This is a genomic window from Streptomyces sp. NBC_01268, from assembly GCF_036240795.1.
Lineage (GTDB): Bacteria > Actinomycetota > Actinomycetes > Streptomycetales > Streptomycetaceae > Streptomyces.
In genome coordinates this window covers 8460765-8486392 of record NZ_CP108454.1, presented here as the reverse complement: position 1 = coordinate 8486392, position 25628 = coordinate 8460765, and the positions used below count along the sequence as shown (strand labels likewise).

General features: G+C 68.3%; 22 protein-coding genes and 3 pseudogenes. 13 read left to right on the top strand and 12 right to left on the bottom strand.

Going from position 1 to position 25628, the window contains the following annotated elements:
* Positions 1 to 268: 268 nt before the first annotated feature.
* The 4 genes from OG309_RS38000 (at position 269) to OG309_RS37985 (ending at position 6017) form a co-directional block, all read left to right on the top strand.
* Positions 269 to 1369 (top strand): dsDNA nuclease domain-containing protein, encoded by a 1101-nt coding sequence (locus OG309_RS38000; protein WP_329417098.1) that lies wholly within the window; start codon positions 269 to 271, stop codon positions 1367 to 1369.
* Positions 1359 to 1940 carry a hypothetical protein gene (locus OG309_RS37995; protein ID WP_329417099.1) on the top strand — a complete coding sequence of 194 codons (582 nt, stop codon included), beginning with the start codon at positions 1359 to 1361 and terminating at the stop codon, positions 1938 to 1940. The genes OG309_RS38000 and OG309_RS37995 overlap by 11 nt, the downstream gene beginning before the upstream one ends.
* Positions 1937 to 3856 (top strand): hypothetical protein, encoded by a 1920-nt coding sequence (locus OG309_RS37990; protein ID WP_329417100.1) that lies wholly within the window; start codon positions 1937 to 1939, stop codon positions 3854 to 3856. Before OG309_RS37995 ends, OG309_RS37990 begins: the two co-directional genes overlap by 4 nt.
* A 1345-nt stretch (positions 3857 to 5201) precedes the next feature.
* Positions 5202 to 6017 (top strand): hypothetical protein, encoded by an 816-nt coding sequence (locus tag OG309_RS37985; RefSeq protein ID WP_329417101.1) that lies wholly within the window; start codon positions 5202 to 5204, stop codon positions 6015 to 6017.
* Between the two features lie 5 nt (positions 6018 to 6022).
* On the opposite strand, the gene OG309_RS37980 is transcribed toward OG309_RS37985, so the two are convergent.
* The 4 genes from OG309_RS37980 to OG309_RS37965 all read right to left on the bottom strand — a co-directional run bounded on the left by OG309_RS37980 (position 6023) and on the right by OG309_RS37965 (position 9884).
* Positions 6023 to 7420: a hypothetical protein gene (locus OG309_RS37980; RefSeq protein ID WP_329417102.1), complete on the bottom strand. Its 1398-nt coding sequence runs from the start codon at positions 7418 to 7420 to the stop codon at positions 6023 to 6025.
* A 33-nt stretch (positions 7421 to 7453) separates the two neighbouring features.
* Positions 7454 to 7873 carry a hypothetical protein gene (locus tag OG309_RS37975; protein WP_329417105.1) on the bottom strand — a complete coding sequence of 140 codons (420 nt, stop codon included), beginning with the start codon at positions 7871 to 7873 and terminating at the stop codon, positions 7454 to 7456.
* A gap of 245 nt (positions 7874 to 8118) precedes the next feature.
* On the bottom strand, positions 8119 to 8367 hold the full coding sequence (locus tag OG309_RS37970) for a hypothetical protein (RefSeq protein WP_329417107.1): 249 nt from the start codon (positions 8365 to 8367) through the stop codon (positions 8119 to 8121).
* A 470-nt stretch (positions 8368 to 8837) separates the two neighbouring features.
* On the bottom strand, positions 8838 to 9884 hold the full coding sequence (locus tag OG309_RS37965; RefSeq protein WP_329428050.1) for a DUF4238 domain-containing protein: 1047 nt from the start codon (positions 9882 to 9884) through the stop codon (positions 8838 to 8840).
* A gap of 226 nt (positions 9885 to 10110) precedes the next feature.
* Between OG309_RS37965 and OG309_RS37960 the strand changes: the two genes are divergently transcribed.
* From OG309_RS37960 to OG309_RS37935, 6 genes and pseudogenes are all read left to right on the top strand, one after another.
* On the top strand, positions 10111 to 11508 hold the full coding sequence (locus tag OG309_RS37960) for a DNA-binding protein (protein ID WP_329417112.1): 1398 nt from the start codon (positions 10111 to 10113) through the stop codon (positions 11506 to 11508).
* Positions 11509 to 11691: 183 nt separating this feature from the next.
* The gene (locus tag OG309_RS37955) at positions 11692 to 12423 is read left to right on the top strand and encodes a TnsA-like heteromeric transposase endonuclease subunit (RefSeq protein ID WP_329417115.1); all 732 of its coding nucleotides are present in this window, start codon (positions 11692 to 11694) and stop codon (positions 12421 to 12423) included.
* Positions 12387 to 14519 carry a Mu transposase C-terminal domain-containing protein gene (locus OG309_RS37950; RefSeq protein WP_329417117.1) on the top strand — a complete coding sequence of 711 codons (2133 nt, stop codon included), beginning with the start codon at positions 12387 to 12389 and terminating at the stop codon, positions 14517 to 14519. Before OG309_RS37955 ends, OG309_RS37950 begins: the two co-directional genes overlap by 37 nt.
* Before the next feature lie 74 nt (positions 14520 to 14593).
* Positions 14594 to 15562: a TniB family NTP-binding protein gene (locus OG309_RS37945; RefSeq protein WP_329428052.1), complete on the top strand. Its 969-nt coding sequence runs from the start codon at positions 14594 to 14596 to the stop codon at positions 15560 to 15562.
* Positions 15563 to 15787: 225 nt separating this feature from the next.
* Positions 15788 to 16648, top strand: a pseudogene (locus OG309_RS37940) (helix-turn-helix transcriptional regulator); the annotation flags it as partial.
* A 173-nt stretch (positions 16649 to 16821) separates the two neighbouring features.
* Positions 16822 to 17110: pseudogene (locus tag OG309_RS37935) on the top strand (HNH endonuclease); the annotation flags it as partial.
* A gap of 258 nt (positions 17111 to 17368) precedes the next feature.
* Here OG309_RS37935 and OG309_RS37930 read toward each other — a convergent pair.
* Both OG309_RS37930 and OG309_RS37925 read right to left on the bottom strand, forming a co-directional pair.
* The gene (locus OG309_RS37930) at positions 17369 to 17614 is read right to left on the bottom strand and encodes a hypothetical protein (RefSeq protein ID WP_329417118.1); all 246 of its coding nucleotides are present in this window, start codon (positions 17612 to 17614) and stop codon (positions 17369 to 17371) included.
* Positions 17615 to 18508: 894 nt separating this feature from the next.
* On the bottom strand, positions 18509 to 18910 hold the full coding sequence (locus OG309_RS37925) for a MarR family winged helix-turn-helix transcriptional regulator (protein ID WP_329417120.1): 402 nt from the start codon (positions 18908 to 18910) through the stop codon (positions 18509 to 18511).
* Positions 18911 to 19072: 162 nt separating this feature from the next.
* Between OG309_RS37925 and OG309_RS37920 the strand changes: the two genes are divergently transcribed.
* A complete protein-coding gene (locus OG309_RS37920; protein WP_329417122.1) occupies positions 19073 to 20020 on the top strand; it encodes a quinone oxidoreductase family protein in 948 nt (315 codons plus the stop codon).
* A gap of 1056 nt (positions 20021 to 21076) precedes the next feature.
* Complete coding sequence (locus tag OG309_RS37915; RefSeq protein WP_329417125.1) at positions 21077 to 21424, top strand: hypothetical protein; 348 nt, start codon at positions 21077 to 21079, stop codon at positions 21422 to 21424.
* Here the strand turns inward: OG309_RS37915 and OG309_RS37910 are convergent.
* The 5 genes and pseudogenes from OG309_RS37910 to OG309_RS37890 form a co-directional block, all read right to left on the bottom strand.
* On the bottom strand, positions 21405 to 21689 hold the full coding sequence (locus tag OG309_RS37910) for a hypothetical protein (RefSeq protein WP_329417127.1): 285 nt from the start codon (positions 21687 to 21689) through the stop codon (positions 21405 to 21407). The genes OG309_RS37915 and OG309_RS37910 overlap by 20 nt on opposite strands.
* A gap of 894 nt (positions 21690 to 22583) precedes the next feature.
* Entirely contained in the window at positions 22584 to 22820 is a 237-nt protein-coding gene (locus tag OG309_RS37905; RefSeq protein ID WP_329428049.1) for a hypothetical protein, read from the bottom strand.
* Positions 22792 to 23040 (bottom strand): hypothetical protein, encoded by a 249-nt coding sequence (locus OG309_RS37900; protein WP_329428046.1) that lies wholly within the window; start codon positions 23038 to 23040, stop codon positions 22792 to 22794. The genes OG309_RS37905 and OG309_RS37900 overlap by 29 nt, the downstream gene beginning before the upstream one ends.
* 271 nt (positions 23041 to 23311) lie before the next feature.
* Positions 23312 to 23713, bottom strand: a pseudogene (locus tag OG309_RS37895) (transposase family protein); the annotation flags it as partial.
* 111 nt (positions 23714 to 23824) lie between these two features.
* Positions 23825 to 24025: a helix-turn-helix domain-containing protein gene (locus OG309_RS37890; protein ID WP_329428045.1), complete on the bottom strand. Its 201-nt coding sequence runs from the start codon at positions 24023 to 24025 to the stop codon at positions 23825 to 23827.
* A gap of 349 nt (positions 24026 to 24374) precedes the next feature.
* On the opposite strand from OG309_RS37890, the gene OG309_RS37885 reads away from it, so the two are divergent.
* On the top strand, positions 24375 to 24848 hold the full coding sequence (locus tag OG309_RS37885) for a nuclear transport factor 2 family protein (protein ID WP_329428043.1): 474 nt from the start codon (positions 24375 to 24377) through the stop codon (positions 24846 to 24848).
* A gap of 209 nt (positions 24849 to 25057) precedes the next feature.
* On the opposite strand, the gene OG309_RS37880 is transcribed toward OG309_RS37885, so the two are convergent.
* Positions 25058 to 25381, bottom strand: a complete 324-nt coding sequence (locus tag OG309_RS37880) for a hypothetical protein (protein ID WP_329428041.1) — start codon at positions 25379 to 25381, stop codon at positions 25058 to 25060.
* Between the last annotated feature and the right edge of the window lie 247 nt (positions 25382 to 25628).

The window sequence follows — 25628 nt, the reverse complement described above, 5'->3', positions numbered from 1 at the left end:
AAGATCCATCTTCGGGGCGGCCCTTTCGGAACGACGGCGCGCAACTCGGGCGGGGCGGATGCTGGGAGCACGTGGCCGAGCTGAAGGGGCTCAAGGGTGCGCAGTTCTGGGCACTTCACACCTTCCGATCTATCCGAACGGACCGTTGCGATCCGTATCCACTGGGTGATCTACTGCACTCTCCACACGCCGTTGGGGGGCACTGTGCGAATAGGAACCAGTACCGCTGTCGCGGTTATGTCCAGTCGGCGACGCAGCAGGAGCGCCGGTGACGCTTGCACCTGCTGATGGAGGGCGCCGAAGTCGGCGCGGCTTCCTCTACCAGGACGCGGTCACGCTACTGGACTGCCTCGACATGCTGGATGGCCACTGGACGGAAGTCTCCTGGGAGGATCTGGAAGACATCCTCTGCCTTCGCGGAGACGTGCCTGTCTATCGTCAGGTGAAGACGGTAGAGGGTCCCGGAAAGCGCCACAGCATCGCCGACGTCTGCCGTCCCGACATGTCCAAGAAAGAAGCGAACAGAACAGCGGAGTCGAGCTACCTCGGCAAGCTGTTCATGGGGAAGCCACTCCCTGAGGGCACGCGGTTCACCCTCATAGTTAACGAGACCCCCTTTGCGGACCTGTACCCCTTCGCCTGCGAGCGCGGCGGCAAGCGTGAGCCGGTGAGCAGTGCGACCCACACCAAAGTGGTCGGGAAGCTCTCGGGGCTGAGCCTGCGTGACGGCCGGGACGTCGGATGGTGCGTCGATCGCCTGGATGTCCTGATCACAGCCCGGACTACGGAGCACGTCGAGAGCGAGGCCCACCGGCGCTTGGTTCCGCTGATCAAGGACTACCTTGGGCAGGAACCCTTGGTGACTGAGGTCGACGAGGTGCTGAGCGGCCTGGCCCAGTACATCGCGCGAAGCGCAGCCGAGCTACGTCCGCGAAGTCACACCGCTGAGGACTTCCGAGCCATCCTGGACGGCTGTATTCGCAAGGTCACAGGCTTGCGCAGTGACGGCTCCACCGAGCGCCTGATGACCCTCCAACAGAAGCTTCGTCCCGCCGGCGTACTTGAAGCCGAAGCCGAGCGTCAGCATGAGTCGATGCTCGCCTTCCGCCAGGCCCAGCGCAGCACCGTAGGACTGGGCCGTCAACGCATTGCCGCCTTCGCAGACAAGGTATATGCCATCTGTCAGCTGGCCTCGGCCCGAAGGCGTGGCGGCTCCATCGCAACTGGTCAGCTGGCATACGCAGCCATCCTGGAGGCGATCCTCCAGCTTCCCGAGGTGCAGTCCGGGGAAGTGGACTTCAGCCAGGCCGTGGCAGTGCTGAGTGACATTACTGCGCGCTGCCAGAACAGGTACGAAGATGCCTCCTAAGATCGGCAGGCAGGCCGTGCCGCCCGCCCACAGGGCCTGGGACCCCGATGATTCGGTCGACTTCCACGCCTCCCGGCTGCTGCTTCTCATCCACCTGTGCGGAGAGAGCCCCGGTCCGTACATCGCGGGGCGGACGAAGTTCGCGAAGCTCGACTTCTTTCTGCGCTACCCGGGGTTCCTTGAGCGAGCCCACGCTGCCCTGCCAGGGATGAATGACTGGCAGGGCAGGTACGTCGCCTCGGACGCTGCCGAGATCGAGGCGCCGATGGTGCGCTACCGATACGGTCCCTGGGATCACCGGTACCGCCAGTTCCTGTCCTTCCTCTCCGCTCGCGGTCTGGTCTCCATCACCGTGTCCTATACCCCCGAGCGCGTGAAGCTCACTGCGGCTGGCAAGGCCGCAGCAGCGCGCTTCGCGGCGATGGATCAATTCGGGCCCCTGGTACGCCGCTGTGAAGCCATGCAGGGCAACCTGGCGACGATGTCGGGCACCGACTTGAAGGACCTCATCTACGACCTGTTCCCGGACGAGGTCGGCAACGCGACGTTTCATCAGGAGATTCGACCATGAGTGAGCCCCGTACATCCGAGCGCGGCCTGCGGATCGACAAGGTCTCCTTGGTCCATCACAGCGGCGAGCTGGACGAGTACGCCTTCGAGTCGGGCAAACTCAACATCCTCACCGGTGTCCGGAACAGCTCAAAGACTACGACCCTCAAAGTGATCGACTACTGCCTGGGCGACCGGGGAAGCCCAGCCGATGCACTCAAGGCCGCCGTCGCCAGTGAGCACGTCGAGGTCAGTACGGATCTCCGGGTCGATGGTCGGCCGTACAAACTCACGAGGTACTTCACTCATGGGCGGATGGGCAAGATCGGCATCAACGGTGACGAGATCGCAGCATCCGACTTCTCCGACTGGATCCTGAACGAGCTGGGCTGGCCCAACCTGCTCATCCCCAAGGGTCTCCATCCGACCTCAGCCACCGAGCAGACCCCTCTGTCCTTCCGCAACACCCTGCGACACTTCTATCGGAACGAGGACTCCTGGACCAGCTTCGCCGACAAAGAGCAGGAGTTCACGCGGCGAGCCGTAGTCAGCCAGCTCTTGGGCTTCGTCCGGTCTCGGACTGCTCAAGCGAACAGGGACTTCGATCTCGCCCGAGCGAAGCGGCGCCTGAACGAAGCCGAGGCCGTCGACCGAGAGGTTCGCGAAAGCACGCTCCAGGCCGTCACAGCGATCTCCCAGAACCTGGATCTCCCCCTCGTCCGCTCCGTTGAGGAGGTTGCGGGCGCCCGGAGGGAGCTCCGTCGCGAACTTGATGCTGTGTACGAGCGGCGCCGGCTCCTGACGGAAGAGATTCAGGGCCTCACCGACGGGAGCCCCTCGGCCGGCTCCCCTGCCGGGTACGACCCCTCGCTGACGGACGTGTACAGCGACATCACCAACCGCCTCCGTCGAGCCACCGAGGAGGTGACCAATCTCGGGCAGCTTCTTGAGGAGCACCAGCGCTCGGCTCGAACGGTCACCGCGGAGGTAAGCCGCATGGAGCGCCTGGCGACATCCATCGAGGTGTTCGACACGCTCCCGGTCCGGCTGTGCCCCGCGTGCGAGCAGAACGTCGACCCGCACCGTGACCACGACGAGGATGCCTGCTACCTCTGTTTCCAGCCCGTGGACGACGACAAGCGTCAACGCAGAGCCCAGGTGGAGATCAGGTCCCTGAAGTCAGAGCTGGACGATCTCGATGACGTCATCGCGCGCTCACGGGGCGACCTGGATTCCGCGCGAGCCCATCAGCAGCAGTTGCATGCGCGGCAGGCTCAGCTGGCCCAACAGCTCAACCAGCGCCGCGCGGCGGAGCTCGCTCCCTTCATGGCCACGCTGGAAGGTCTCGCCGCGCAGATCGCTCAGCTGGAACACAAGCTGACGGCCTTCCCCGCGATGGAGGAGATCTTCCAACGGCGTACCGATGCGCATCGCAGCGTGCTCTCCGCGCAGCTGCTGGTTGAACGGATCGAGAAGGAACAGGCAAACTCAACGGCGCCCGGGCTGAGTCCCATGGACCGCTGTTTCATCTTCGCCGAGCGCATGAACGGCTTTCTTGCCCGCTATATGGACACGCTGTGGGTGGCCGGACAAGTCTCGATCAGGGACACCGACCTGACCTTCTACGTCGGCTCAAAGCCGTGGGATCAAGGGCTGGGCGCAGAGGCGAAGGTTCTCTTCTTCCTGGCCTACAGCTACGCCACCCTCTTTCTCAACTCGGACCTTGACGAGGAATGTGCCTTCCCCGGCCTGCTCCTGCTCGACAACCCCTACCAACAAGGCATCGCCAGCGGCGTGGTGCACCAGGCGCTTACAGAGCTGGCCGAAGCCGCCCACGTCACCGGCACTCAGGTCATCAGCACCCAGACGCTGCGGCCACCGAGTGCCCAGCACACAATCCGCGAGATCCCGATGCTGCAGGTCTACGACACCCCGTAAGCGGTGCAGCGGATCCCGTCGGCGGGGTGTCACTCCAGCACCGGATCGACGGCGCGGCGTCGCGGAGGCGGTGACGTGCGGACGGAAGCGGCGGGGCTGCCCAAGCGCTTCGGTGAGGCGGTCGGCCGCCCAGGACGCTCCGGTCGGTCCGCGCGGCGCGGACCGCTTCCGCGTCGGCGGCCTCCACGACGGCCCGGGACCTCAGGCGGGTGCCCGCATCGGCGGGTGGGGCGACGCCGGAGGCGGTGGCCCAGCGCCAGGCCGCGACCGACACCCTCAGCCGGCCCGCAGCCGCTGACCAGGTACCCCCAAGGCCCCAGACGAACGAGCAAAACGGAAGCCGAGGAAAAGCGGCCGTCACCGGAACGGCGCCAGCCGCAGCAGAGGACCGGGACGGCTGGAGGCCGGGGCGCAGGGTTGTGACCGGCCTCGACGAGCACGCCGCCGACGCCGGCTGGCCCCACACAGGCAGGCAGCGGGAGCAGCAACAGGCCAGAACGGGCAGACACGCAAGTATCAGAGGTATTAGGCCGCGTATGCAGAAAACGCAAACAGTCATAGCCTCCGGACTGCGCGTACGTATGCGGAAAACGCAAGCACTGGAGAGCGATCGCCCTAGAGATGCGGGAACCACATACGGTGACGAAGAACGACCAGCCACAGGCCGGTCACACGCACCCAGGTACGTACAGATAACCCACCGCGAATCCCAGTCGCCCCAGTCACTCACAAGTGCCCTGGCCCCCTGTGCCAGGACCCCGCCGTGATCCCGTGCGACGCCTGCGACGGCACGGGCACCGTGCCCGCGGACACCCACGCCGACTAACACCTCACAGCCTCACAGACCACCCCTCCACCAGGGAAAACGGTCTGTGAGCCTCACAGACCGCCCGCTCACCACCACCCCGTGGTGAGCAGCAACTCACCACGCAGGGACGGCCGCCGCAGGCATCGGACGAGGACGACCCGGCAGCGCACTCGCGTACGCGCAGGGCACGCAGCGGTCCGGCCCTCACGGCCTGGTGGAGCGGCTCCTGGTCCACGCCGAGGCCGGGCCGGCGGCGCCCGTCCCACCCACGGACGCGGTCGAAGGTGGGCCTTCCTGGCTGCTACGGGCGCGTCACTAGCGCCGGTGCGACCGGGCTCCTTCCCTCCCGCCAGGAACAGCCGCCATTGGCCCCGTGCAGGGCCGTGTCCGGGCGTGTGGTCGGGAAAGAGACAAGGAAGGAACCCTCGATCGTGTCATCACCGCGCCCGGCCAGGCCCCAGGCAGCCGGGAGCGCCACAACCAGGGCAGCCGCTACGGTCTCCTCCAACCGACTACGCCAACGTGAGGACCGCCCACATGGCCAACTCCCCGTCGATACCCGTAGCTGCCAATCCGACTTCGCCACGCGACTTCGACTTCTCCCAGGTCTTCTTCAGCCAGGCCCTCCGCGCGGCGCGGCAGGCGAAGCAGTACGCGAAGCAGGCCCAGGCCGAACAAACCGGATCCGAGCGCCGTGCCCGCGAGCGCGAGGCGGTCGGCCAGGTCATCGTGCTGGCTCAGGCCGCTGTCGAGGGCTACATCAACTGGACCCTCATCAGGGCCGGTGTGACTGCCGGGGGGAACTCCTTCAACCAGCACAGGGACGCCTTCCTTGACGCCGTGAAGGTGCTCGTCCCGAAGGCGCCCGCGTTCGCCTGGTCGTTGGAGAACGAGTCTTTCTTCCTTTTGCTCAACCGGTGGCGCAACTTCCTCGGTCACTCCGATGAGAAGGCGCGGGAGAACCTGGCGATGCACCTCGCCAGCCTGGGCGAGGTAGAACCTGGAGCGGCGGACACCGAGCTCGTCGCCCTCCTCACAATGGAGCTTGCCGAACGCATCATCAGCGGCGCCGGAGCAGCCTTCGACAACGCTCGGTCTGCCCTTGGGACGGCGCCGTCCGCGACCGGGGCGTGGGTGCCGCTGGACGAGCAGGAGACCCCTTCGCTCGAAGACCCTGTCACGCTGCGGGCCGTGCTGAGGATCTCTCTCAGGCAGGCCGGAGAGGTCAGGTTCACCGAGGCGGAGCTCGCCGCTGAAGCCCGGCTTCAGGCCGCAGCAGGCCAGGGCCTCAGGCTGGCCCCCGGCACTGCTGGCGACGGCACCCAGTGGTCCGTGAGCGTCGCTGCGGAGTGATCTCGTCAGGCTGTTCCAGCGCTGATCTCGAAGCGCTGGAACAGTGCTGGCAGGAACTGTTCCATGAGGGCTTGGGCGTCACGGGCTTCTTCAAGTTCGTCGTGGCCGAACCGGAAGACCTCGTACTTCCTGAGCTTGAGGTCGCGGTCGGCGGCCACCATCTCCGCGTACTTCGCGGTGTCGGGGCGCCGGCCTTCGTCGCGGGTGTAGTGCTGGGATCCGTCGACTTCCAGAACGATGCGCTGTCCGTACGGAAGCAAGAGCAGGAAGTCCATGCGGGAGCGGAGGAGGGCCTGAGGGCCGCGTTCGCGGACCGTGCGGGGGTCCCAGTGGAGCCACACCTCGGGGAGCAGCACGGGCAGGTCGTGGACCCTGTCGCCGAGGACATGGTGGTAGGCGCCGAAGAGGTTGCGTTGGCCCGGCGAGTTCTCGGGCAGGCAGCGGTGGAGTCGCTTGTAGAGGGAGGCCTTGGCCTCGGCGTCGTTTTGGATCTTCTGCGTGTCCTGCCACCAGGCCTGGAGGTCGCGCCAGCGGAGGCCGTGATCGGGTGTCGGGCGGTCGTAGACCAGTTGGTTGTCCGGGTCGCCGACGATCTCGATGTCGTTGTCCATGGCGTTCTTGAAGCGGATGTCGGGCTTGGTGAGGGACGCGAAGATGATGTTCTTCGGCTTCCCGTTTCCGCCGAGGCGGGTGGAGACCAGGGTGAAGCGCGGGTAGCCGCCTTCAGTCCCCGTTTCCCTCAGTTCAATGGCTGCACTGCGGACGTGTTCGTTGATCGTGTCCACGAGGCGCCGTTGTGCGGATTCGTCGAGGAGGACGTCGGCGGAGACGATCGCTTCGAGGAACCGGGCGAACCTGGCGTCGCCAGCCTCGAAGGCGCCCAGGTGCTCGAAGAGGTCCTCGGTCGTCCAGTCCCCCGGGTTCCGGAAGACGTGCTGCTCGATGTCCCCCTTGATGCTGGGGCCCTGAGAGCCGAAGAACGCATCCAGGACGGGGCTCAGCTCGCTGCCGAGCACCCAGTACTGGCCCAGCATCGCCATGAACCGGCTCTCGCTGGGCGTCATCACGTCCAGGTCCAGGTGCCTGGCCAACTCGCGCCGGATCCTCGCGGGTATCTCCGGCGGCGAGGACTCCGCCCAGAGCGCATCCTCAATCCGGAATCTCTGCGGACGACTCCCCTGACCTGCGGCCAAGATACGGGTCGCCACGAGCGGGAGATCGCTGTCGGTCACCTGCGCGAAGCTCCGCTCCAACCGCTCTGCCTTGGTTCCCTCCTCAGGAACTTCTGGCATGCCCAGCTCCGCGAAGGCCGCGTTCAGTCTGGGGTGTGAGTGCCCTCCGAGCAGAGCGACGACGTCGCGCACCGCCCGTCGAAGAAGCGAGCGATCCCTGCTGTCGGCCATCCGTCGATCCTCGCAGAGGGCACCGACATCCCATCAGGAAATCGGGGCACCGGCCTCTACCGCCAGCACGAGACGGCCACCACCTTGGTGGACACCGCGAAGGCAGTCGTCCCAGTCCGTCTGCGGCAGCCACGCCTTCTCCATGAGGTGGGCCGTCCAGTCCAGGAGTTGCTCCCACGACCGGATCTTGGCCGCGGGGATGTCGTAGGCGCCCGCGCCTGGTGCCGGATCACAGCGAGCGTGGTGTGCCTGCCAGCGCACCTTCTCGGGGTAGTCGAAGATGTCGCCCCCGCTGAAGGAGAGGGATCCATCGGCGTCCGTTCGCTCGGACTCCCATGCGCGCACGGACTCTTCGGTGCGACGGACCTCCGTCGTGTCCACCCAGAGGTATCCGTCGTCGTCGGCGATGGGCTTTCGGCATCCATCACAGATCAGGTTCAGTGCAGGGGCCACATCACGCTCCAGGTGTCGCTTCCTGCGTACAGACTGCCGTAGCAGCCCCCTCAGGCGGGCGGGAATGCGGCGACGGGGCAGCCCACGCACGGCGAGCTCGCACAGGCCCATGAGACGGCTGGCGCGGACGTGTTCCGCGAAGACCCACGCGAGGGCGGCCAGTGCTAGAAGCGGGCAGCGTGATCCGATGCGGAAAGCGAATACGGTGCTACGGCTGCGGTACGCGCACGGCCGCCGGGAGACGTTCAGGCGTCTGCGGCGAGGGCTGCGGCGGCCGCGCGGGCCACGGCGGGGTCCGCCCGGATCGCCGCGACGATCGCCTCGGCACTCACACCGGCACCCTGCGCGGGCACGGTCCGGCACACCCTGTCCCCCAGCTCCGCCAGGAGCGCCTGCGCGGTCGCGCACTCCTCAGCCAGCTCCGCGTCGTCCTGGGCGAAACCGGCGCACCCTGCGTCCAGGGCGGTGCTCAGGCCGGTGAACACCCTCTTCATCTGCCCGGGGCAGCGGGCTGTGGGGAACAGACTTCACTGCGAAGCGAAGGGCGCTGGACCAAGCCCTGCAACGCCGACTTCAGAATGGCCGCTTGTCGCCATGAACTCGCTCTCACGCCCATCGGGCAAGCGGAGCACTCCCGGGTCCGCGTCGAAGAGGTCAACGCGGCTTCCCGGATCTGCCAGTGTGATGCTGCCAGCCCAGGTGCTGTCCCGGTCCGACTCGCGGTTGTCGCTCCGGAGCGGGTCGTAGCGCAGAACGAGGGACGCGGTGACCGCGACTTCGCGACCGTCAGGCATGACAACGACAGCAGGGCCCGCATAGCGCTGACGGCCATCGCCTGGGTGGAAGGGCGCTCGAGGATCCATGCCGAGAGGCTAACGCGCAGCACGTGCACCTTCTACGTCCCCCGGCCGTCACTCAGGCACGCCGGACTGCTCGGGCCAGATAGTTGGCAGCGTCTCGCGGGTCAGGCATGGGCCGTGTCTGGGGAACGAGGCGGTGGATGCTCCACGGTCCAGCGACGTTCGATGTTCAGGCTGGGCGGGAAAGCGGCGTACTTCAAGATGTACTGAGGAGCGGAATGTGTCTGCCCCTCCCAAGGCTTGGGCTGACTTGGGCTGTTCGGCTTCCAATGCTTCCAGGGATCGTGCTGCGGGTGGTGGATCACGAACTGGTCAGCTACGTCGTACGCCACCTCCACAAGTGCGAAGCCGGTGGCGCCCTCGGCGTGCATCAGGTGGTCTACGTGCTTATGCCGGTCGGTGCCCCGGGTAGCGGGGCTGGGTAGAAACAGAAAGCGGTGAGGGTCCAGCGGGAGCAGGATGTCGCTCATTGCTGCAGCACGCAGTTGGTCTTCGTCGTCGGGGCGGTTCCATATGGCGACTGGCGTATCGCTGGTTAGCAGACACATGTCGCTGAAGCCCAGCGCCCACGGACGTGCTTCCAGGCGAAGCGCCAGCGTGGCGATGTTCTCGACGATGTAGCGCAGGTGGGAGTTGTTCTGTGCGAGCGTGTGCACTCCCTGCGGGAGGCTGGTGATATCCGGCGCTTCGGCCTGCTGGTGGGTAAGCCGTTTTCGTTGGCGCGTCGTGCGCAAGATCTGAGCAGCCATCCACCATGCGAGGACATGGCGCTGGTCCGGGCTCAACGGCCAGCGCGGCGTGAACGCCCAGTCCGGGTCGTTCAGAAGGACCTTCAGCACTGTTTCGGCTTGTCCCTCGAGGGAGGTGAACAGTTCCTCGACAGCGTGGTGCGGGACCCCTTCAGCACTGATCCCCCAGTAGTAGCCGGTCTCGGCGGCGATGCCGGGGGGCGTCACGGGAAATGGCTCATCGATCTTGTCGAGCCGCCGCACGTTCAACTCGTACTTGCGGCTTGCGACGTGCTGAGCGAAGTGCTTCAGGTACATCTGCGGCACTGTGTGATCCCGGGTACCGCCTGCCTTCGTTGCCCGCTTCCGCGACGACGCCTTCCCCACGGCTGCCTCCCTTGTCTGGCTCTCCACGCCAGTCATACAGGGAACCGAGCGAGGGGTGTCAGCGGATTTCTTGGGGCACCGCGAACTGTCTAGTGACCAACCGCAGCGTTGTAGGGCCTTGGACATGGGGGTCCCGTGCCGCGTGCGGTGGCGGGAGCTCCGCCACGACGTCGTTCACGGCTCCTCATCCGGTTCGTTTGATCTTCTAGGCATCCGTTGCGAACGTGCCCGTCCGGGGCTGCGAACACGGCACTGTGGTGGAGTGTTCCATCACCTTGGCCTCCTGCGGACCGCTCCCCTGCAGGGGGAGACGGCCTCGTCGCTGATCTGCCGCATCGCGAGCTGCTACGGGCTGGAAGCGAAGGCTTTGCGGTCCTGCTGGCACTGGCACAACCATCAGCCCAATCACGATGGCGGCGCCTGTCGGGCTGACGCCGAAGTGCTGCTGAACGCAACCGGGCGTCAGCTCCTGGCAGATCTGTGCGGCGTCGACGAGGACGTGCTGGCGCGTGCGCTGCCGTCCTGGGCGGGGCAGGACGGCGAGCTGCCGGCCGAGGGGGATGGAGTGCCAGCGGCGGCGTGGCGGGTTGGCGGCGTTGTTGCTGGGCCGGTGGCGTTTGGCTGTCGGTTGTGCGCGGCCCGGCGCACGGGGACAGCTTTCCGGACGATGCGGTACGCCCCTCGGTGGGATCGGGTGTGCGTGCGGCATGGGCGGTGGCTTTTGGACGCGGACGCCGACCAGCCTCGTGAGTACCTGGACGTGCGGCAACTGCCGGAGGTGGTCGCGGCGCAGCGTCGGTGGAGGGGGGTGGCGCGGCGGGCCGTACGGGCCGGGGCCGAGCCGGAGCGGGTGTTCGCTCTGGCATGGGCGGTGGTGGCACGGTGGTGGGATCAGGCGTATGGCTGGGAGCAGGAGACGGTCTGGCCGCGGCGGCTGCACCAGGTCGCGGGCGGGGATGCGGGTGGTGATCTGGAGTGGTGGCGGGTTGTGGGGCGGGATGCGGTCGTCTTCCCTGAGGTGGTGGCGGTCGCGGACGCTCTGCTGGATCCGGGCATGTCTGAGCTGGTGTGGGTGGACAGTGGTGCGGGGCGGCCGCGGGCGCTGCCCGCTGACGGGATGTTCTGCCGCCGGCTCGGGGAGGGGGTCGGGCGCGCGTGGCTTGGTCCGTTGGCGGCGACGGATCATGGCGGTCCGTTGATCGCGTGGATGGGCGGCGTCATCCGTCGGCGCCGCGGAACCGGCAGCCCGCCGGGGTACGCGGACGATCCGTGGTGGGTGCGCCAGGAGCATCAGCCGGTGACCATGGCCGGGCAGCTTCGGGTGCTGGGCAAGGAGAAGCGGGCGCCGGGCTCGGGGACGATGTGGCGGGCGGTGGTGCCGCCCGAGCAGCGGGCGCGGATCGGCAGTCTCGTCGACAGTGCTGAGGAACAGTTGCTTCAGCTGCGCCGTGTGCAGAGCGGGCCGACCGCCGATGTAGCCCAGCAACTGCTGCGCGGTCTCGGTCACTGCGCCGGTCTGATCGAGGCGGCCTGGAAGCGGACCGCGGTGGCGGCGGTGAACGGCGGGGTGCCATGGGAGGAGGTGGCCCGGTGGGCGGACGTGCCCGTCGAGGTTCTTAGGAGCATGCTGACGACAGGCGGGCGGGAAGACGGCGGCTGAGAACGACGGGACGGGGTGTCACCTGTTAGCTGATAGGGCACTCGTTTGTGGCAGAAATCCTGAAAACAGCGATATCTGCCGGCGGGAGCGGCTTGGCTGACGCAGGTGATCAGCACAGGGGCGACCCGGCCTGGAGGCCGGGCAGGGCGAGTGGCCGTGGATCGAGGGTGCGGGTTCGAGGCGGTGTTCCTCGATCCGGTGGGGCAGCCGGTCCAGCAGCGGTGGGCGGATGCCGCCATGACCGCGGCGTTCGAGGAGCTGCCGCCGGTGTCGGCGTTCCCGGTGATCCCGGGGCGGCGCTGGGGGCCAGGCCTGTGGTGGTCAGCAACCACCGGGCGGCACGTGGCTGCGGGGTCGAACGCGATGCGTACCCAGCTGATGGTCTTGGACCGCGACCCGCATGTGACCGGGCTCGCGGGGCGTCCGGTGCGGCTGCTGTGGCGGGACAATCGGGGGCGGGTGCGTTCCTGGGTGCCGCAGCTGTTCGTCCGGTACCGCGACGGCACGGGTCTGCTGGCCGACTGCCCCAGCCACCCAGAAGCCGGCGGCGACCGTGCTTTGAAGGCTGCCGAAGCGATGGGCGAGGCGTGTGAGGAGATCGGCTGGAACTACCGGCGCCTTGCGCCGCTCGACGATGTGCCGGCCGCCAATCTGAAGTGGCTGGCCGGCTACCGCCATCCCCGCAACGCCGGCCGCCTGGGCCTGACGCCCGCTGTTGTGGAGGTGTTCGCGCGGCCACGGCCGCTGCTGGAGGGAGCCGAAGCTGTCGGTGACCCGATCGAGGTTCTTCCCGTCGTCTTCCACGCCCTGTGGCACGGACAGCTCACCACGGACTTGGAGGTGCCGCTGCACGAGTGCGTCCTTGTCGGTCCCAGGGGATGGAACGGTCTGGGCGGGACGGGAGGTGCCGGGTGAGCGCGCGGCGCACTGCGCGGCCGGCCGTGGCGGTCGGGGCGCATGTCTGTTTCCGCGGTGTGAAGTGGCAGGTGGCCGCCCTGTCCGGGCAGACCGTTCACCTCGTCGGCCCGGACGGCGGTGGCGAGGCGGTGCTCGCCGGGTACCTGTTCGCCGATCCCGGCTTCAGCGTCATCGGGGCCGACGCACCGCAGGCGGCCCCGCAGTGGGGGCTGTTCGAGACCGCGCCCGCCGCGGCGCGGAACAAGGCCCTGGCCTGGCAGCGGCACGTGAGGGAAGTCGAATGCGGCCTTGCCGACGGGCCCGGCAGCGGTGGAGTGGTGCGGGAGCAGTACGACCCCGCACGGCACACGCTGGCCGAGCGGGAGCAGGCCAAGGCCGAGGAGCTGACCGCCCTGGGGTTCGGGCGGGTGTCGCGTACCACGGTGCAGCGCATGCGCCTGGCCTACCGCAAGCAGGGACTGTGGGGGTTGCTCGACCACCGCACCACCCGCGCCTCCAGCCCTACCGGGCGCTGCGACGAACGGGTCGTCGCCGCCGTCCGTGAGGCGCTGCGCCGCCGGCGCGGGCGTTCCAGGGGCACCATCAGCGGCCTGTTCCCGCTGATCAACCAGATTCTCAAGGAGCGGCACGGCCCCGGTGCGGTGCCCGTTCCGTCCCAGGCCACGCTGTACCGGCTCGTCACCACGCTCGCCCGCCCCGGTGAGCTGCCCAGTGGCCCGGTGCGGCAGGTGCCTGCGAGTGTCGAGGGGCGGGCTTTCACCCCTGCCACGGCGCTGCGGCCGGGCGAGCAGGTCCAGATCGACACCACCCGCCTGGATGTTCTGGCTCTCTTCGACGACGGGCGCCTGGCCCGGCCCGAGCTGACCATCGCTGTCGATGTCGCGACCCGCTCCATCCTGGCTGCCGTGCTGTGCCCGAGCGCGACCAAGGCTGTGGACGCGGCCCTGCTGCTGGCGGAGATGGCCGTCCCTCACCCGGCCAGGCCGGCCTGGCCGGACATCCTGCGCATGGACCATGCCCGCGCGCTCCCCCACCAGCGGCTGGCCACGCTGGACGAGCGTCTGGCCGGTGCGGCGGCCCGGCCGGTCGTCCTGCCGGAGACGATCGTCGTCGACCGGGGCAAGGTCTTCGTCTCCGCCGCGTTCACCGCCGCCTGCGAGACCCTCGGCATCAGCGTCCAGCCCGCCCCGCCCCGCGCTCCCACCGCGAAGGGCATCGTCGAGCGGACTTTCGGCTCCATCAACGCCCTGTTCTGCCAGCACCTGCCCGGCTACACCGGATCCGACGTCACCCGCCGCGGCCCCGATGCCGAGAAAGACGCCTGCTACAGCGTCGCCCAGTTGCAGGACCTCCTCGATGAGTGGCTGGTGCACTACCACCACCGGCCTCACGAAGGGCTGCGCCACCCGATGATGCCCAAGAAGGCCCTTACCCCGAATGAGATGTGGGGCGTGCTCGTCGCCGTCGCCGGACACGTACCCGTCCCATTGACCGGGCGCGATTACCTCGAACTGCTGCCCGTGCGCTGGCAGGCCATCACCCCCGCCGGCATCACCATCCACCACCGCACCTACGACGCCGATCTCCTCGCCCCGCACCGCGGCCAGGCCTCCCCCGTCGCCGGCCGCGGCGGGAAATGGGAGATCCACTACAACCCCCACGACGTACGCCAGATCTGGGTGCGCCTGCCTGACGGTGAACTCACCGAGATTCCGTGGATCCACCGCGACCACGTCCACCGGCCCTTCGACGAACGCACCTGGCAGCACATCCGCACCCAGGCCGTCGACGGCAGCCACGGTGACGCCGAGCAGTACGAAGCCAGCCTCGCCGACGCCCTCGACCAGCTCATGCGACGCGTCCACAGCGGCCACGCCACCAAAACGGATCAGGCCCTCATGGCCCGCACCGCTCACATCCCGCTTCCCACAGCCCGCAATGGGAACCACGGCACCGAAGCAACCGCCGGCAGCCCGGAACAGCGGGACGACGACAGCATCGACGACCTCGACGACCTGCCCGACGACGTCAGCCCCGCCCCGGCCACCGGATTCGGGCTCTACAACGCGCACGAGGAAGCCGCCACATGGTGAACCCCGGCCAGACAAGCGCGAGCAGCACACAAGGCGGCACCGACGACAGCGGCGAGGCCGAGCTGTCCTGGCCCCTGACCACCTGGCAGGGCTGGCACCGATTCGCCACCACCGACCCACCCACCCCGCCCAGCCCCGGCGACCCGCCCCGCAGCACAGAAGAACGACTGGCCTACCACTCCGCGTTCGTCACCATCCGCACCCCCGCCATCAGCCAGCTCGCCACCCAGGTCCGCACCCTGATGATCCTCGGCCGCCACCAGCAGACCACCGCACGGCCCTCACTGATCGTCACCGGACCCGCCGCAGCAGGGAAAACGACCGCACTCCTCAACGTCGGCCGTACCTGCCACCTCGCCCACACCCGCAAAAACCCCGCACCGCCCGGATCAGCACACGCAGCAGTACCCGTCGCGTATGTCCTCGTCCCGCCCGGCGCGACCGCAAAGACCCTCGTCACCGAGTTCGCCCGCTACCTCGGCATCCCCACCACCGCGCGCATGACCCAGACCCAGATCACCGACGCCGTCTGCCACACCTACACCCAAGCCGGTGTGCAGCTGGTGATGATCGACGAGATCCACCGCCTCAACCCCCGCACCACCACCGGCGCCCAAACCGCCGATCTGATCAAAGACCTCAGCGAACGCCTGCCCGCCACGTTCGTCTACGCCGGCATCAACGTCACCGAAACACCCCTGTTCAGCGGGACACGGGGTGCCCAGCTCGCCGGACGCGCCACCCTCGTCGACTGCGGTCCCCTCCCCGCCCGCCACGGCACCCGCCACCCGTTCCGCGACGTCATCACCGACATCGAAAACAACCTCGACCTCCACCAGCACACACCCGGCACCCTCCCCCGCCACGCCCCCTACCTCCACCAGCGCACCGCCGGCCGCATCGGATCCCTCACAAGGCTCATCCGACAAGCCGCCATCACCGCCATCCACGACGGCACCGAACGCATCACCAAGACCACCCTCGACGCCATCCGCCTCGACCACCTCGCCGAAACCCACCACCGCCCCCGCCGAAGCCGATAAGCCCACCCCGCCGAACAGGCAGAACAGCCCTGACCAGCACAAACACCAACCGGGCCTTTACACGCTAGAACTACCTACAACACACCCAGCCCCACTCAACACAGAACACATATCCCCAGCCCACACACCACAGCCACCCCGTCGAACCGCCAACTCAACCTCTCAACAAACCCACAACACCCCAGGCCACCAACGACCCGACACACCAACAAACCCCCCACCGAGCGTTACCGCCGCACCCAGACACGCCCCGAACAGGTCGGTCTCACCATCGGCGCCGGCCTGCGCCGCACCCCGGGCCTGCGACGCGAAGAGCTCGCCACCCTGGCGGGGATCAGCATCGACTACTACGTGCGCCTGGAGCGCGGCAAGGAGACCCGGCCCAGCCCCGCCGTCCTCGACGCCCTCGCCCGCGCGCTCCACCTCGACGACCAGGAACACCAGCACCTGCGCGAGCTCGCCGTCCACGCCGCCCGCTACGCCCCCGAACCGCCCCCGGCGCCCAGCCGCACCGTGCACCCCCACCTCAAACTGCTCCTGGAGACGATGCGCCCCAACCCCGCGTACATCGTCAGCCGCAGCATGGACTTCCTCGCCTCCAACCCCGGCGGGCTCGCCCTCTACACGGGCCTGGCCGACTGGCCGGTCAAGCAGCGCAACCTTGCCCGCTACCTCTTCCTCCACCCCGCCTCACGCGACCTGTTTCCCGACTGGGACCGCCAGGTCCGCGCCTGCGTCGTCCGCCTGCGCGCCACCGCCGGCACCATCCCCGACGCCCCCGACCTGACCAACCTCGTCGGCGAGCTCCTCCTCAAGAGCCCGGACTTCGCAAGGCTCTGGGAACGCTACGAGGTCACCGGCAACAAGCCCGCCCGCAAGACCTTCCACCACCCCCAGGTCGGCACCATGCACCTCACGGGCCAGTCCATGTTCCTCGACGGCACCCCCGGGCAACGTCTCGGCGTCTACACCGTCGAACTCGGCACCCCCGACTACGACGCCATGATCCTTCTCGACATGACCGCGCCCAAGCCTGACCGCGCCCCCACCGCGAAGGACGAAGAGCAGCAACGCACGGACTCCTGAGCCGACTTCCGGAGCGGCCCCCGGAATCTCATGGAATAGCGCATCGAGAACGCCTCTTCACCAGTACAGGACCTCCTCGCCGCGCAGGCGCACCAGTAGGAGCACTGGTGCGAAGCGCTCAGACAACCGCGCCAGGCACGAATACCGCACGGTTCGAATGACGCTCCCCGCCAGCTGGCGCCAGCGCCTGGACGGCGCAGCGCAGGGAGGCGTACGCCAACGACCAGGACGCCTCCACGAGTCTGGTCGCGGTGAACCGCGCGGTCCAACCGGCAGAAGGCCGACCAGGACCCGCAGACCTGGCTCCCCCCGGTCCCCGAACCGGTGTGCCGGTACCTGTCCGAGTGGGCCGGCACCAAGCTGCGCTGGAGCCTGGCTGCAGATGCCGGCGAGCGGGACGCTTTGACCAGGCTCGCGGAGTCTTGCCCTGACGCCACGGTCAGCTACGAGCAGGCCCTCTGACCACTGGCGTGCGGCGGCCCGGTGGCCACCACGCGGTGCGTGGCCCCTGAGTGCCGTGAAGCTGACTCGGCGCGGTGCAGGTGTGTCTCCCGTGTGGTGCGCGGATGTGGTCCGCTTCCGTAGAGGGGCGTTGCCCCCGGAACCGGCACCCTCCAGTTTGAAAGGTCCGGGCCCGGCTCTGCGGCTTGGCCGTTGCAGCTGCTGTTCGATCGGCGGCGCTGTTGCGCCGCCGATCGAACACGTCGGCGCCGGCTTGGATCAGCCGAAGGTGACCTTGTCGGTCCACAGGTCGTCACCGGTCTGGATGACGTTGCCGTAGGAGGCCTGATGTGAGGTGCGTCCGCCTCGGTAGAAGCGGACGTTGCCCGTCTTGTACATGGCCCAGAAGTCGGGGATTCCGTCGGCGACAACCCGCTCGACATCCCGGCCCTGGAGGCGTTCTTCGCGGCGATCGCCGTACTCCTGCGGGCGGGTACGACCGTCGTCGCCGAAGCCGCCTTCCAAGACCGTCTCTGGCGCCCCGGGCTGGAGCCGCTCGCGGAGTTCGCCGACCTACGGATCATCCGGTGCACCACCCCCGCCTCAGCCATCGCCCGACGTATCGCCGACCGAGCGCACAGCGACCGCCACCGGGTCGCCCATGGAGACAAGGCTCTGCTCGCCGACATGGAGGCCGGCGTCTACGACCCTGACCGGTTCATTCCCATCAGCCTGGCCGCCCCTAAGCTCCTGGTGGACACCTCCGACGGCTACGCGCCCGGCATGGCGGAGATCCACAGATTCCTGCTGCGGCCGGGCAGGGCCGACTCGGGCATGCTGCCCGCGTGAAGCCACCCGGGATCGGCGAGGTGACTGAAGCGCGTGTCGCCCGCTACCTCCGCGAGCGGGCTACACCTTCGCGGTGGAGCCCGAGTTCGGCACCGGCCGCCACCCCGACTACCTGACCACCGCAGGCGAGCACACGCTCGTCGCCGAGGTGAAGGCGCTGGAGACCTGTGACATGTTCGAGAACACTGTCCCGAGCCAGGTGATGCACCGCTCGTCGACCGAGGATCCGGCCCCGACCCGCAAGCAAATCACAGCATGGCCGACGGGTGCCAGGCGCGGCGCAAGAGGCCGAAGACCCAGAAGTCGCAGACGTCACCGTTGACGACGCAAACAGGTCTCGGTGGCTATCCGGGCGTTGCTACGGCCACGAGCCGCCGGCAAGGCGGTCGCCGCCCGCTGCTGCATCTGGTGCGGGGCTGGTGGCCGTAGGCCCTCTTCTTCAGCCGGTGGCACTCAGCCGCGGTCAGCACCACGGGCGCGGCAGGGCAGGCAGACCTCGCAGGCAGGTCAGCCGAATCTTCCGGGGTCGTACGGAGGGACGGGGCTCGTGCGCGTCCGGCGGCTGAGGACTCAGGTGGCGGGCGGGGCCGTCGCGTGGCGCGTCTGCTGGATCAGCACGGCAGTGGCTCGTTCCAGGAGTTCGCAGAGTGCTGCGTGTTCGGAGGGCGTGAACGCGTCGGTCAGTGCGCGCTCAAGGATGATCACCTCCTGGTAGGCGCGGTCGAGGACGGTCTGACCCTCATCGGTCAGGGTGGCGATCTGCACCTTGGCGTGCACCGGGGACGTCTCGCGGCGGATCAGTCCCTTGGCGTCCATGTTGGTCAGCACACTGCTCATGCTCTGCTGCGTCACCCCGCAGGAGCGGGCCAGCTGGGCGCCGGACATGCCGCCTTCACGCGAGAGGGCCAGCAGCACGGTGTACTGCGTCATGGTCAGCCCGTAGCCGCGCAGCACGGCCTCGTGATGCGCCATCAACGCCTGCTCCGACCGCCTGATCCGGGTACAGAGGGACTCCTCGACCGGGGTTTCCACGATGCACTCCTACTCAACTAACAGATTCATGGGTTGACTCAGGAACCTTATACACCTAGGTTCCAGTATCAGGATACTGAGTCAACGCAAGGAGCTGTACTCATGAAGGCTGTCCTTCTCGACGCCGAGGGCCACTACCAGGTCGCCGAACTCGATGAGCCCGCTCCCGGCCCCGGCGAGGTGGCGATCCAGGTCGCCTACGCCGGAATCCAGTGGGGGGACACCATGCTCCGGGACGGCCACTTCCCCGCCCCGCGCCCCTTCGTCCCCGGATTCGAGGCGTCCGGGTACATCTCCGCGGTCGGCGAGGGCATCGACCATGACCGCATCGGTACACCCGTGGCCGCACTGACCGCTGCGGGCGCCTGCGCCGAGGTGGTCGTGGCGCCCGCCGTCCTCAGTCTGGACGTCGGCGACCTGCCACTGCGGACGGCCGGGGGGCTCGGCTGGGCCGCACCGACCGCCTACGACCTGATCAACACCGCGACTCGAGTACGGCCCGGCGAAAGCGTGCTGATCCATGCCGCGGCCGGCTCGGTAGGCACCCTCGCCGCCCAGTTCGCCCGGCTTGCCGGGGCCGACCGGATCGTCGGCGTCGTCGGCAGTGCGGCCAGAGCCGACTACACGGCCCGGTTCGGCTATGACCAGGTCGTGCTCCGCGAAGAGTTCCCGACCGAGCTCGGCGACGAACGCTTCGACGTGATCCTCGACCCGGTCGGCGGCTCGACCCGCCGCACCGGCCTGGAGCAGCTTGCACCGCACGGCCGCCTTGCGGTGTACGGCAACCTCAGCACCTACGAACCCGTCCTGGCCGACACCAACGACCTGCTCATGCAGGGCAAGTCACTGATCACCTACAACAGCAACCTGCTCAGCCGGACCCACCCCGAACGCCTCGCCGACAGCGCCCGCCGCGCACTCGGTCTCGTCTCAGACAGTACGGTGCACGTGGACATCACCGCCGAATACGAACTGGCCGACCTGGCCACCGCCGTACAACGGCTCGCTGAGGGCGCCACCTACGGCAAGAGCATCCTGCGCATCGCCTGACAAGGCGATAACCCGCACAACCTCGCCAACCACCAGCCACCAACCACCCGGGCGGGTGAACCGCGGTGCGCGTCGGCAGCACCGTGACCACGCCGACAGGGCTCGGTCACAGACAGGCCACACCGGCCGACGCCCCCCTGGCCGCCGACCGGACACCGCGCGCGGCTCGGCGCGGGGACGGCGATAGTGGCCGCAGGACCCCGCCGGCCACCCAGACCACGAGCCGCACACCCCTGTCCCCACTGACCGTCCAAAGCCAGCGGCCCGCAGGTCAGACCCCGTGACCAAGGGGCTCCGTGCGCGCCAGCACTTCCGCGTGCATGACGGGCGGCATCGAGGGCACACGGAGGTGGAGCGAGTGGGACACGCTCACTCACCGGAACCCTCCGGCATCCCCCGCCGCCGGGGCCCCCACAGGTGAACACCGCCCGCACCGTCGTGGGTGCGCACACGAGGAGCCCCCCGACCGGAAACGGCCCGGGGGACTCCTCACCATCCAGGCCCGAGAGGAGCGTGGCGAGCGCTCCCTCGTCGTGGCCGCCGGCGTCGCTCGTGCGGCTATCGGCCAGGACGATGCGGCGGGCGGTGGCGTCGTCGCACTGGCAGACGGCGACCTGGGCGGCGGGCACCCGCTTGCGGACGTGGCGAGGGCGCACAAGCGCTCCTCCTCGCCGGCGCGGGTGACCAGGCCCTAGGGGCCGGAACCGTGGGGCGGAGGGCCTACAAGGTGTGGTTGCCGGCGAAGACGTCCAGCTCCCCGTCCTCCTGCTCGCGGACACCAGCGGGCGGAACTGGCCGTTCCCGGCCAAACTCTCCAGGATCATCCCGACGTCCCCACGGCGCGGGCCGCCAAGAGACGGCGCCGGCGGGCCCGGTGGTGGTCGTCATGGTTGGGTCTCTCCTGGTCGGCCGGAGGTTGGGCCGCAGGAGGATAGGCGCCCGTGGTGATCACTTCCGGAGGAAGGATGATCACTCGTTGTGGTGATCGGGGACCAACGGCCGCGACTCCCACTCTAGGTTCTGATCATTCATCGCCGAACGAAAGGCGGATCAGCCGTGGTGAAGAGGGCTCTTGGAGCGGCGCTGGCGGCAGCGGGGCTCGCCCTGGGAATGGTGGTCGGGACGGGAGGCACGGCCTACGCCGTCACCTGCCCCTCCTCGGCTCACCCGAGGACAACGGGCGGGGAGGCGAGTTGGCAGCTCACGTGCGACCAGTGGGGCCACCTGACCGTCCACGGGTGGGTGGAGGACACCCTGCCCGACAACCGGTGCGCACACGTCACCATCAAGCCCCAGAGTGAGCAGAGCCGGACAATCAAGGCATGTGGCTCCGGCGTGCGAAAAAACTTCAGTGAGGTGTTCGTCGACGAGTACGAGGCAGAGGTCAAGCTCCGCGTCGCCTGACGACACGTGACCTCGCACGTCGCAGGGCCCGCCCGGGTGGGGCGAGCCCTGCAGCGGCACCAGGAGCTTCGTCCCGGCTCATCGTGCTGATCGGGCCCGCGTCGATATCGACGCCGAGGTCACCGAACCAGTAGCCGAGGGTGTCGACGACGTCGCCGCCGTTCCAGCTCCCACCCGGATCCTCGTCGGCCTTGATCAGGTTGAACAGAACGACGATCGCCTCACCCCCGGGCGTGGCCGGGTCGAACTGCAGGCGGTGAGCCATGGTCTTCTCCTTGTCCTGGCCAAGGCGGGATGGGAGCTACTCGAGGCTGGTGCTCGCCGAGCGGTTCCAGACCTCGGATGCCGGGCGGGACCCGCTCTTCTCGCCGGTGTGAGCGAGCCCCGTCTCCGGGGTGACCCCCGAGGCCTCCATGCGCTGTCCAGGACACGGCCGGCATCGCCAAGGCCGCGCCGCAGGCGGCCCCGCACGGTGCGCAGGGCCGCGAAAGGCCCGTTGGCCTGCGGGATCACATGAGCACGAACAAGGACACAAGCCGGGACACGAACCGAAACACCAGGACACGGCACAGACCCCCGCGCGGCCCGGAACGACGAACCCGCCGCGGAAGAGACCGGGGCGCCGCGGAAGAGACGGGGCCGCCGTGCCGCCGTCGCCGTCAGCGGCACGGCGGCCGGCGGCGCAGCCCGACGCACGGAGGTCCACCACCCCCAGCGACGGCGACGCACCGTCGTCGACTAGGCGTCGGCGGCGTCCTTGATCGGGTCGTCGACGATCGCCAAGTGGGCGCACCCCGACCACCGCATCATGATCGCCTCCTACGGTGCCGACCTCGCCGAAGAGCACTCCCGCTGGATCCGCGACGCCATCCAGACCTACGGATCCCGCATCGGCCTTGCCCTGCACGCCGGCTCGAAGACCGCTGACGCCCTTGCCAGTGAGGCCGCCTCCGACACCTGCTGCGACAAGGCCGCCTTCGATGCGGTCGCCGGTGTCGGGGTTGACGAGGTCGAACCGCCGGGCGAGGTACCAGAGCGGAGCCCACCGCGCGGCGCGGCGGGACTTGCCGTGCCGCGGCGGCATGGTGATCAGGGCCTTGCTCTGCTCGCCGCGCGCCATGCGCTGGAACGGCTGGTCGATCAGCGCAAGGTTCGCCGCCTACATCTCCCGGCCATCGGTGAGGATCGCAGCCATCGCCCCCGGAGAGCGCTCCAGTGCGATGGCGTACTCAACCTCGGCGAGCGCGGTGCGCAGTTCGGGGCTGGCGCGGCGGGCGACGCGGCGGCGCTCGGCGCGGCGCATCTTCCGGCAGGCGGCGATCAGCCGGATCATCTCGTCGGCCTCGGAGGCAACGTCGGGGCCGAGGTCAGGCCGTGTCGCCGTCGTCTTCCTCATCCTCGTCTTCGTCGACGTAGCGGAGGTCTTCGGCGTCGTCCGTCTCGTCGGGGTCTGGGTCGCCGGCGGTCGTGATGAGCTTGTTCAGCTCGGCGAGGCCGACGTGGTCGAGACGGACCGCTCCCCCGCCGGGGCCGGACACCTCGGTCTTCGGCCGCCCACACGGACCGTTCAACAGGGCATAACGGAAGCTTGACGGGCACCGCACCCTGATCTTCATCCCTGCTGGACCGTGCGGCCCGGTCCTGATGCAGACCCGGTGCGGATCTCTGATCCAGGACCGGTTCCCCGACCGCGCGCGGCCGTCGAGCAGTAGCTGCCGGACAGCTTGGCCCTGAACGGTGCGCCGCTGGTGTGGGATCCGGAAGCGGGCCGGCTGTCGCCTGAGGCGTTGCAGCACCGGACCGCCACCCGCCGCCCTGCCCTGGCCGCCCGGTAGCCGTCCCACTTCGCCGCGTTCGACTTCTTGCAGGCCCAGGGCGTCGAGCCGGTCACCCTGCCCGACCAGGAACACTGCCGGCGTCCGGAGGTCCCCTGTTCGCGCCCGTGCTCTGAGTGATGTCGTGCTCCACGCGGATCCGCCCGGATGAATGCGCCTTGCGCTGCCGTTCATGCATTTCCTCGTACCAGTCCGGGGCGTCCTTCTTGAACTTGCGGTGTGGTGGTGTGACCACGCGTCCGCCGGTCTGGGCGCCGAGGCCTTGATAGCCGGCGTCCGCGAGGATCTCCACCGCTGGGCCGTCCGCCAGGAGCTTGACCAGCCCTAACTGGCGAGCATGGGTGATGTCCGCGCAGCTGCCTGGCCTGGCTGGGCTGCAGAACAGCACCCGCCCCTTCTGGTCGGTGAGGACCATGGCCTTGACGGCGTTCTGCTTGTTCTTCCCCGAGATGAACTTGTCCCGGTCCTTGCGTCAGGTGGCCAGCCGTCGGACCCGGATCTCGGTGCCGTCGATGATGCCGGCCTGCCCACTGGCGCCGAGGTGGTCGATGACTTCGGCCAGAGTTCACAGCCGGACGCCGGGGCCGATCGCGCATCCCCGCTCGGCAAGCAAGGGCCACATCTCGCCGATGGCCCGGGTGATGGTGGAGCGGTCCACTGCGAACCAGCAGGCCAGCACGTCGTGAGTGGCCCCGTGGCGGAGATCGACGAGGACGGCCAGGAGCCGGTCGACGAACACGAACCGGTGCTTCGCACCGGCTCCCACAGCTCGCTTCCGCGGTCGAGATGCCAGCTTGGCCCCGTGACGCTCATGCCACAACGGGCCCAACTCAGCAACGAGTTCACCGATCACATCGGTCGACAGCCCTGACCATGATCAACCACTCGAGACTCGACGTCACACCGCTTACCGTGCACGAGCTCGTTAGGTCTTCGGCCGGGACGAGAAGACCGCGATCCGGTATGCGAACTCCACCCGCGCACTCCTGGAGCGACCTGTCGAGAGCGGGATCTGACTGTCGTGCCACGTCAAAGACGGCGTCGCGTCCACGATCAGAGGGATCGGCAGCAAAAAGCCATCGCGATTCCCCATGCAGAGCTGGTAGCAATTGACGATGTCGACTGAAGCCCTTGACCCGATGGAACGTCTCTTCGCCGAGCGAGCCTGCGAGCGTCTGATCATCGAGTTCGTACACCGCCTTGACCTGGGAGATCCGAGCAGCGTCGCGGACCTCTTCACACCTGACGGGGTGTGGGAGTGGCCTCACGGTGACCGCAGAGTGGAAGGGCGTGAGGCACTCCGCAGCTACTTCGGTTCGCGGCCCAAGGACCGGCTGTCACGCCGCATGTCTACGAACATCCTGGTCACGGTGAATTCCGCGTCGGCGGCCACCGCAACCTCTTACTTTGCCACTTACCGGGTCGACGGCTACACCGATGGCATGGTGCCTCCGAGGCTCCCCGCGAACGTGGGCCACTACGAGGACACGTTCCGGAAGATCGAGGACACCTGGCTCCTCGCCAGCCGAGTCACGCGCCTACCGTTCGGCGGAGAGACGGCGCGACTCAGTCACCCCGACCAATCGTGACTGTGGGGCCCAACCCGGCCATGCCCGTCCGCTGCCGTCGCGCTCGCCCCGCGACTTTCACCACGAACCTACCGATCCGACATTGCGAGGCACGACGACCGACCCTCGGGTTCCCACCGAGAACCCTTCAGACTCCGCCGTGATCGCACCTGTCAGCGGGAGCGCGGGTCAGCCCCTCCACCAGGCGGGGCGGTGGGGCTCGGGGTGGCCTATTTGACTGGTTTCGCCTCGGCCTTCTTCACGAAGGTGCTGATCACGGTGTCGATTTCTTTCGGGAAGGCGGCTTTCTCGTTGATGGGTCCGTACACGAACCTGAGGACGATTCTGCCCGAGCGGACTGTCACGAAGCGCATCTTGGTGCGGGTGGCCGGCTCCTCGCGCACGCAGCTGACTCGGACGTCGCCCAAAGGTCCCACGGGCACGGGTTGGAGTGGCGCCGAGTAGACGCGATCGGCTTCGAGCTGACCCACCCTGCTCCTGTATTGACTCTCTGCACTGTCGATGGCATCGCAGGCGTCCGCCCGGAAGCTCACCAGGGAATTCTCGCTAGAAGTCCATAGCCCAATCATGTCGGTACGGACAGCCAGCCGTCAGGCGTTGACGAGGAGCTCGTCCTCGACCGTCGCCCACGCGCCGACGAGTCCCGGAACTGCTCCGCGCGAGCTTCGGCGCAGGCCACCCGTTCCTTCTTCGGTCGCGCCCCAGGTCGGTGCGGAACCCGCTGGTGCACGGCAAGGCCTCCGTGGCCTGCGGTACGGCTGTCGGGAAGGCGACAGCGAC

Coding starts and splice junctions, on each gene's coding strand:
- OG309_RS37990 (WP_329417100.1), top strand. CDS start 1,937: ATGAGTGAGCCCCGTACATCCGAGCGCGGCCTGCGGATCGACAAGGTC.
- OG309_RS37950 (WP_329417117.1), top strand. CDS start 12,387: ATGGAACGGTCTGGGCGGGACGGGAGGTGCCGGGTGAGCGCGCGGCGC.
- OG309_RS37970 (WP_329417107.1), bottom strand. CDS start 8,367: ATGAAGAGGGTGTTCACCGGCCTGAGCACCGCCCTGGACGCAGGGTGC.
- OG309_RS37900 (WP_329428046.1), bottom strand. CDS start 23,040: ATGAAGATCAGGGTGCGGTGCCCGTCAAGCTTCCGTTATGCCCTGTTG.
- OG309_RS37965 (WP_329428050.1), bottom strand. CDS start 9,884: ATGACTGGCGTGGAGAGCCAGACAAGGGAGGCAGCCGTGGGGAAGGCG.
- OG309_RS37995 (WP_329417099.1), top strand. CDS start 1,359: ATGCCTCCTAAGATCGGCAGGCAGGCCGTGCCGCCCGCCCACAGGGCC.
- OG309_RS37910 (WP_329417127.1), bottom strand. CDS start 21,689: ATGGCTCACCGCCTGCAGTTCGACCCGGCCACGCCCGGGGGTGAGGCG.
- OG309_RS37905 (WP_329428049.1), bottom strand. CDS start 22,820: ATGAGGAAGACGACGGCGACACGGCCTGACCTCGGCCCCGACGTTGCC.
- OG309_RS37885 (WP_329428043.1), top strand. CDS start 24,375: ATGTCGACTGAAGCCCTTGACCCGATGGAACGTCTCTTCGCCGAGCGA.
- OG309_RS37980 (WP_329417102.1), bottom strand. CDS start 7,420: ATGGCCGACAGCAGGGATCGCTCGCTTCTTCGACGGGCGGTGCGCGAC.
- OG309_RS37985 (WP_329417101.1), top strand. CDS start 5,202: ATGGCCAACTCCCCGTCGATACCCGTAGCTGCCAATCCGACTTCGCCA.
- OG309_RS37920 (WP_329417122.1), top strand. CDS start 19,073: ATGAAGGCTGTCCTTCTCGACGCCGAGGGCCACTACCAGGTCGCCGAA.
- OG309_RS37925 (WP_329417120.1), bottom strand. CDS start 18,910: ATGGCGCATCACGAGGCCGTGCTGCGCGGCTACGGGCTGACCATGACG.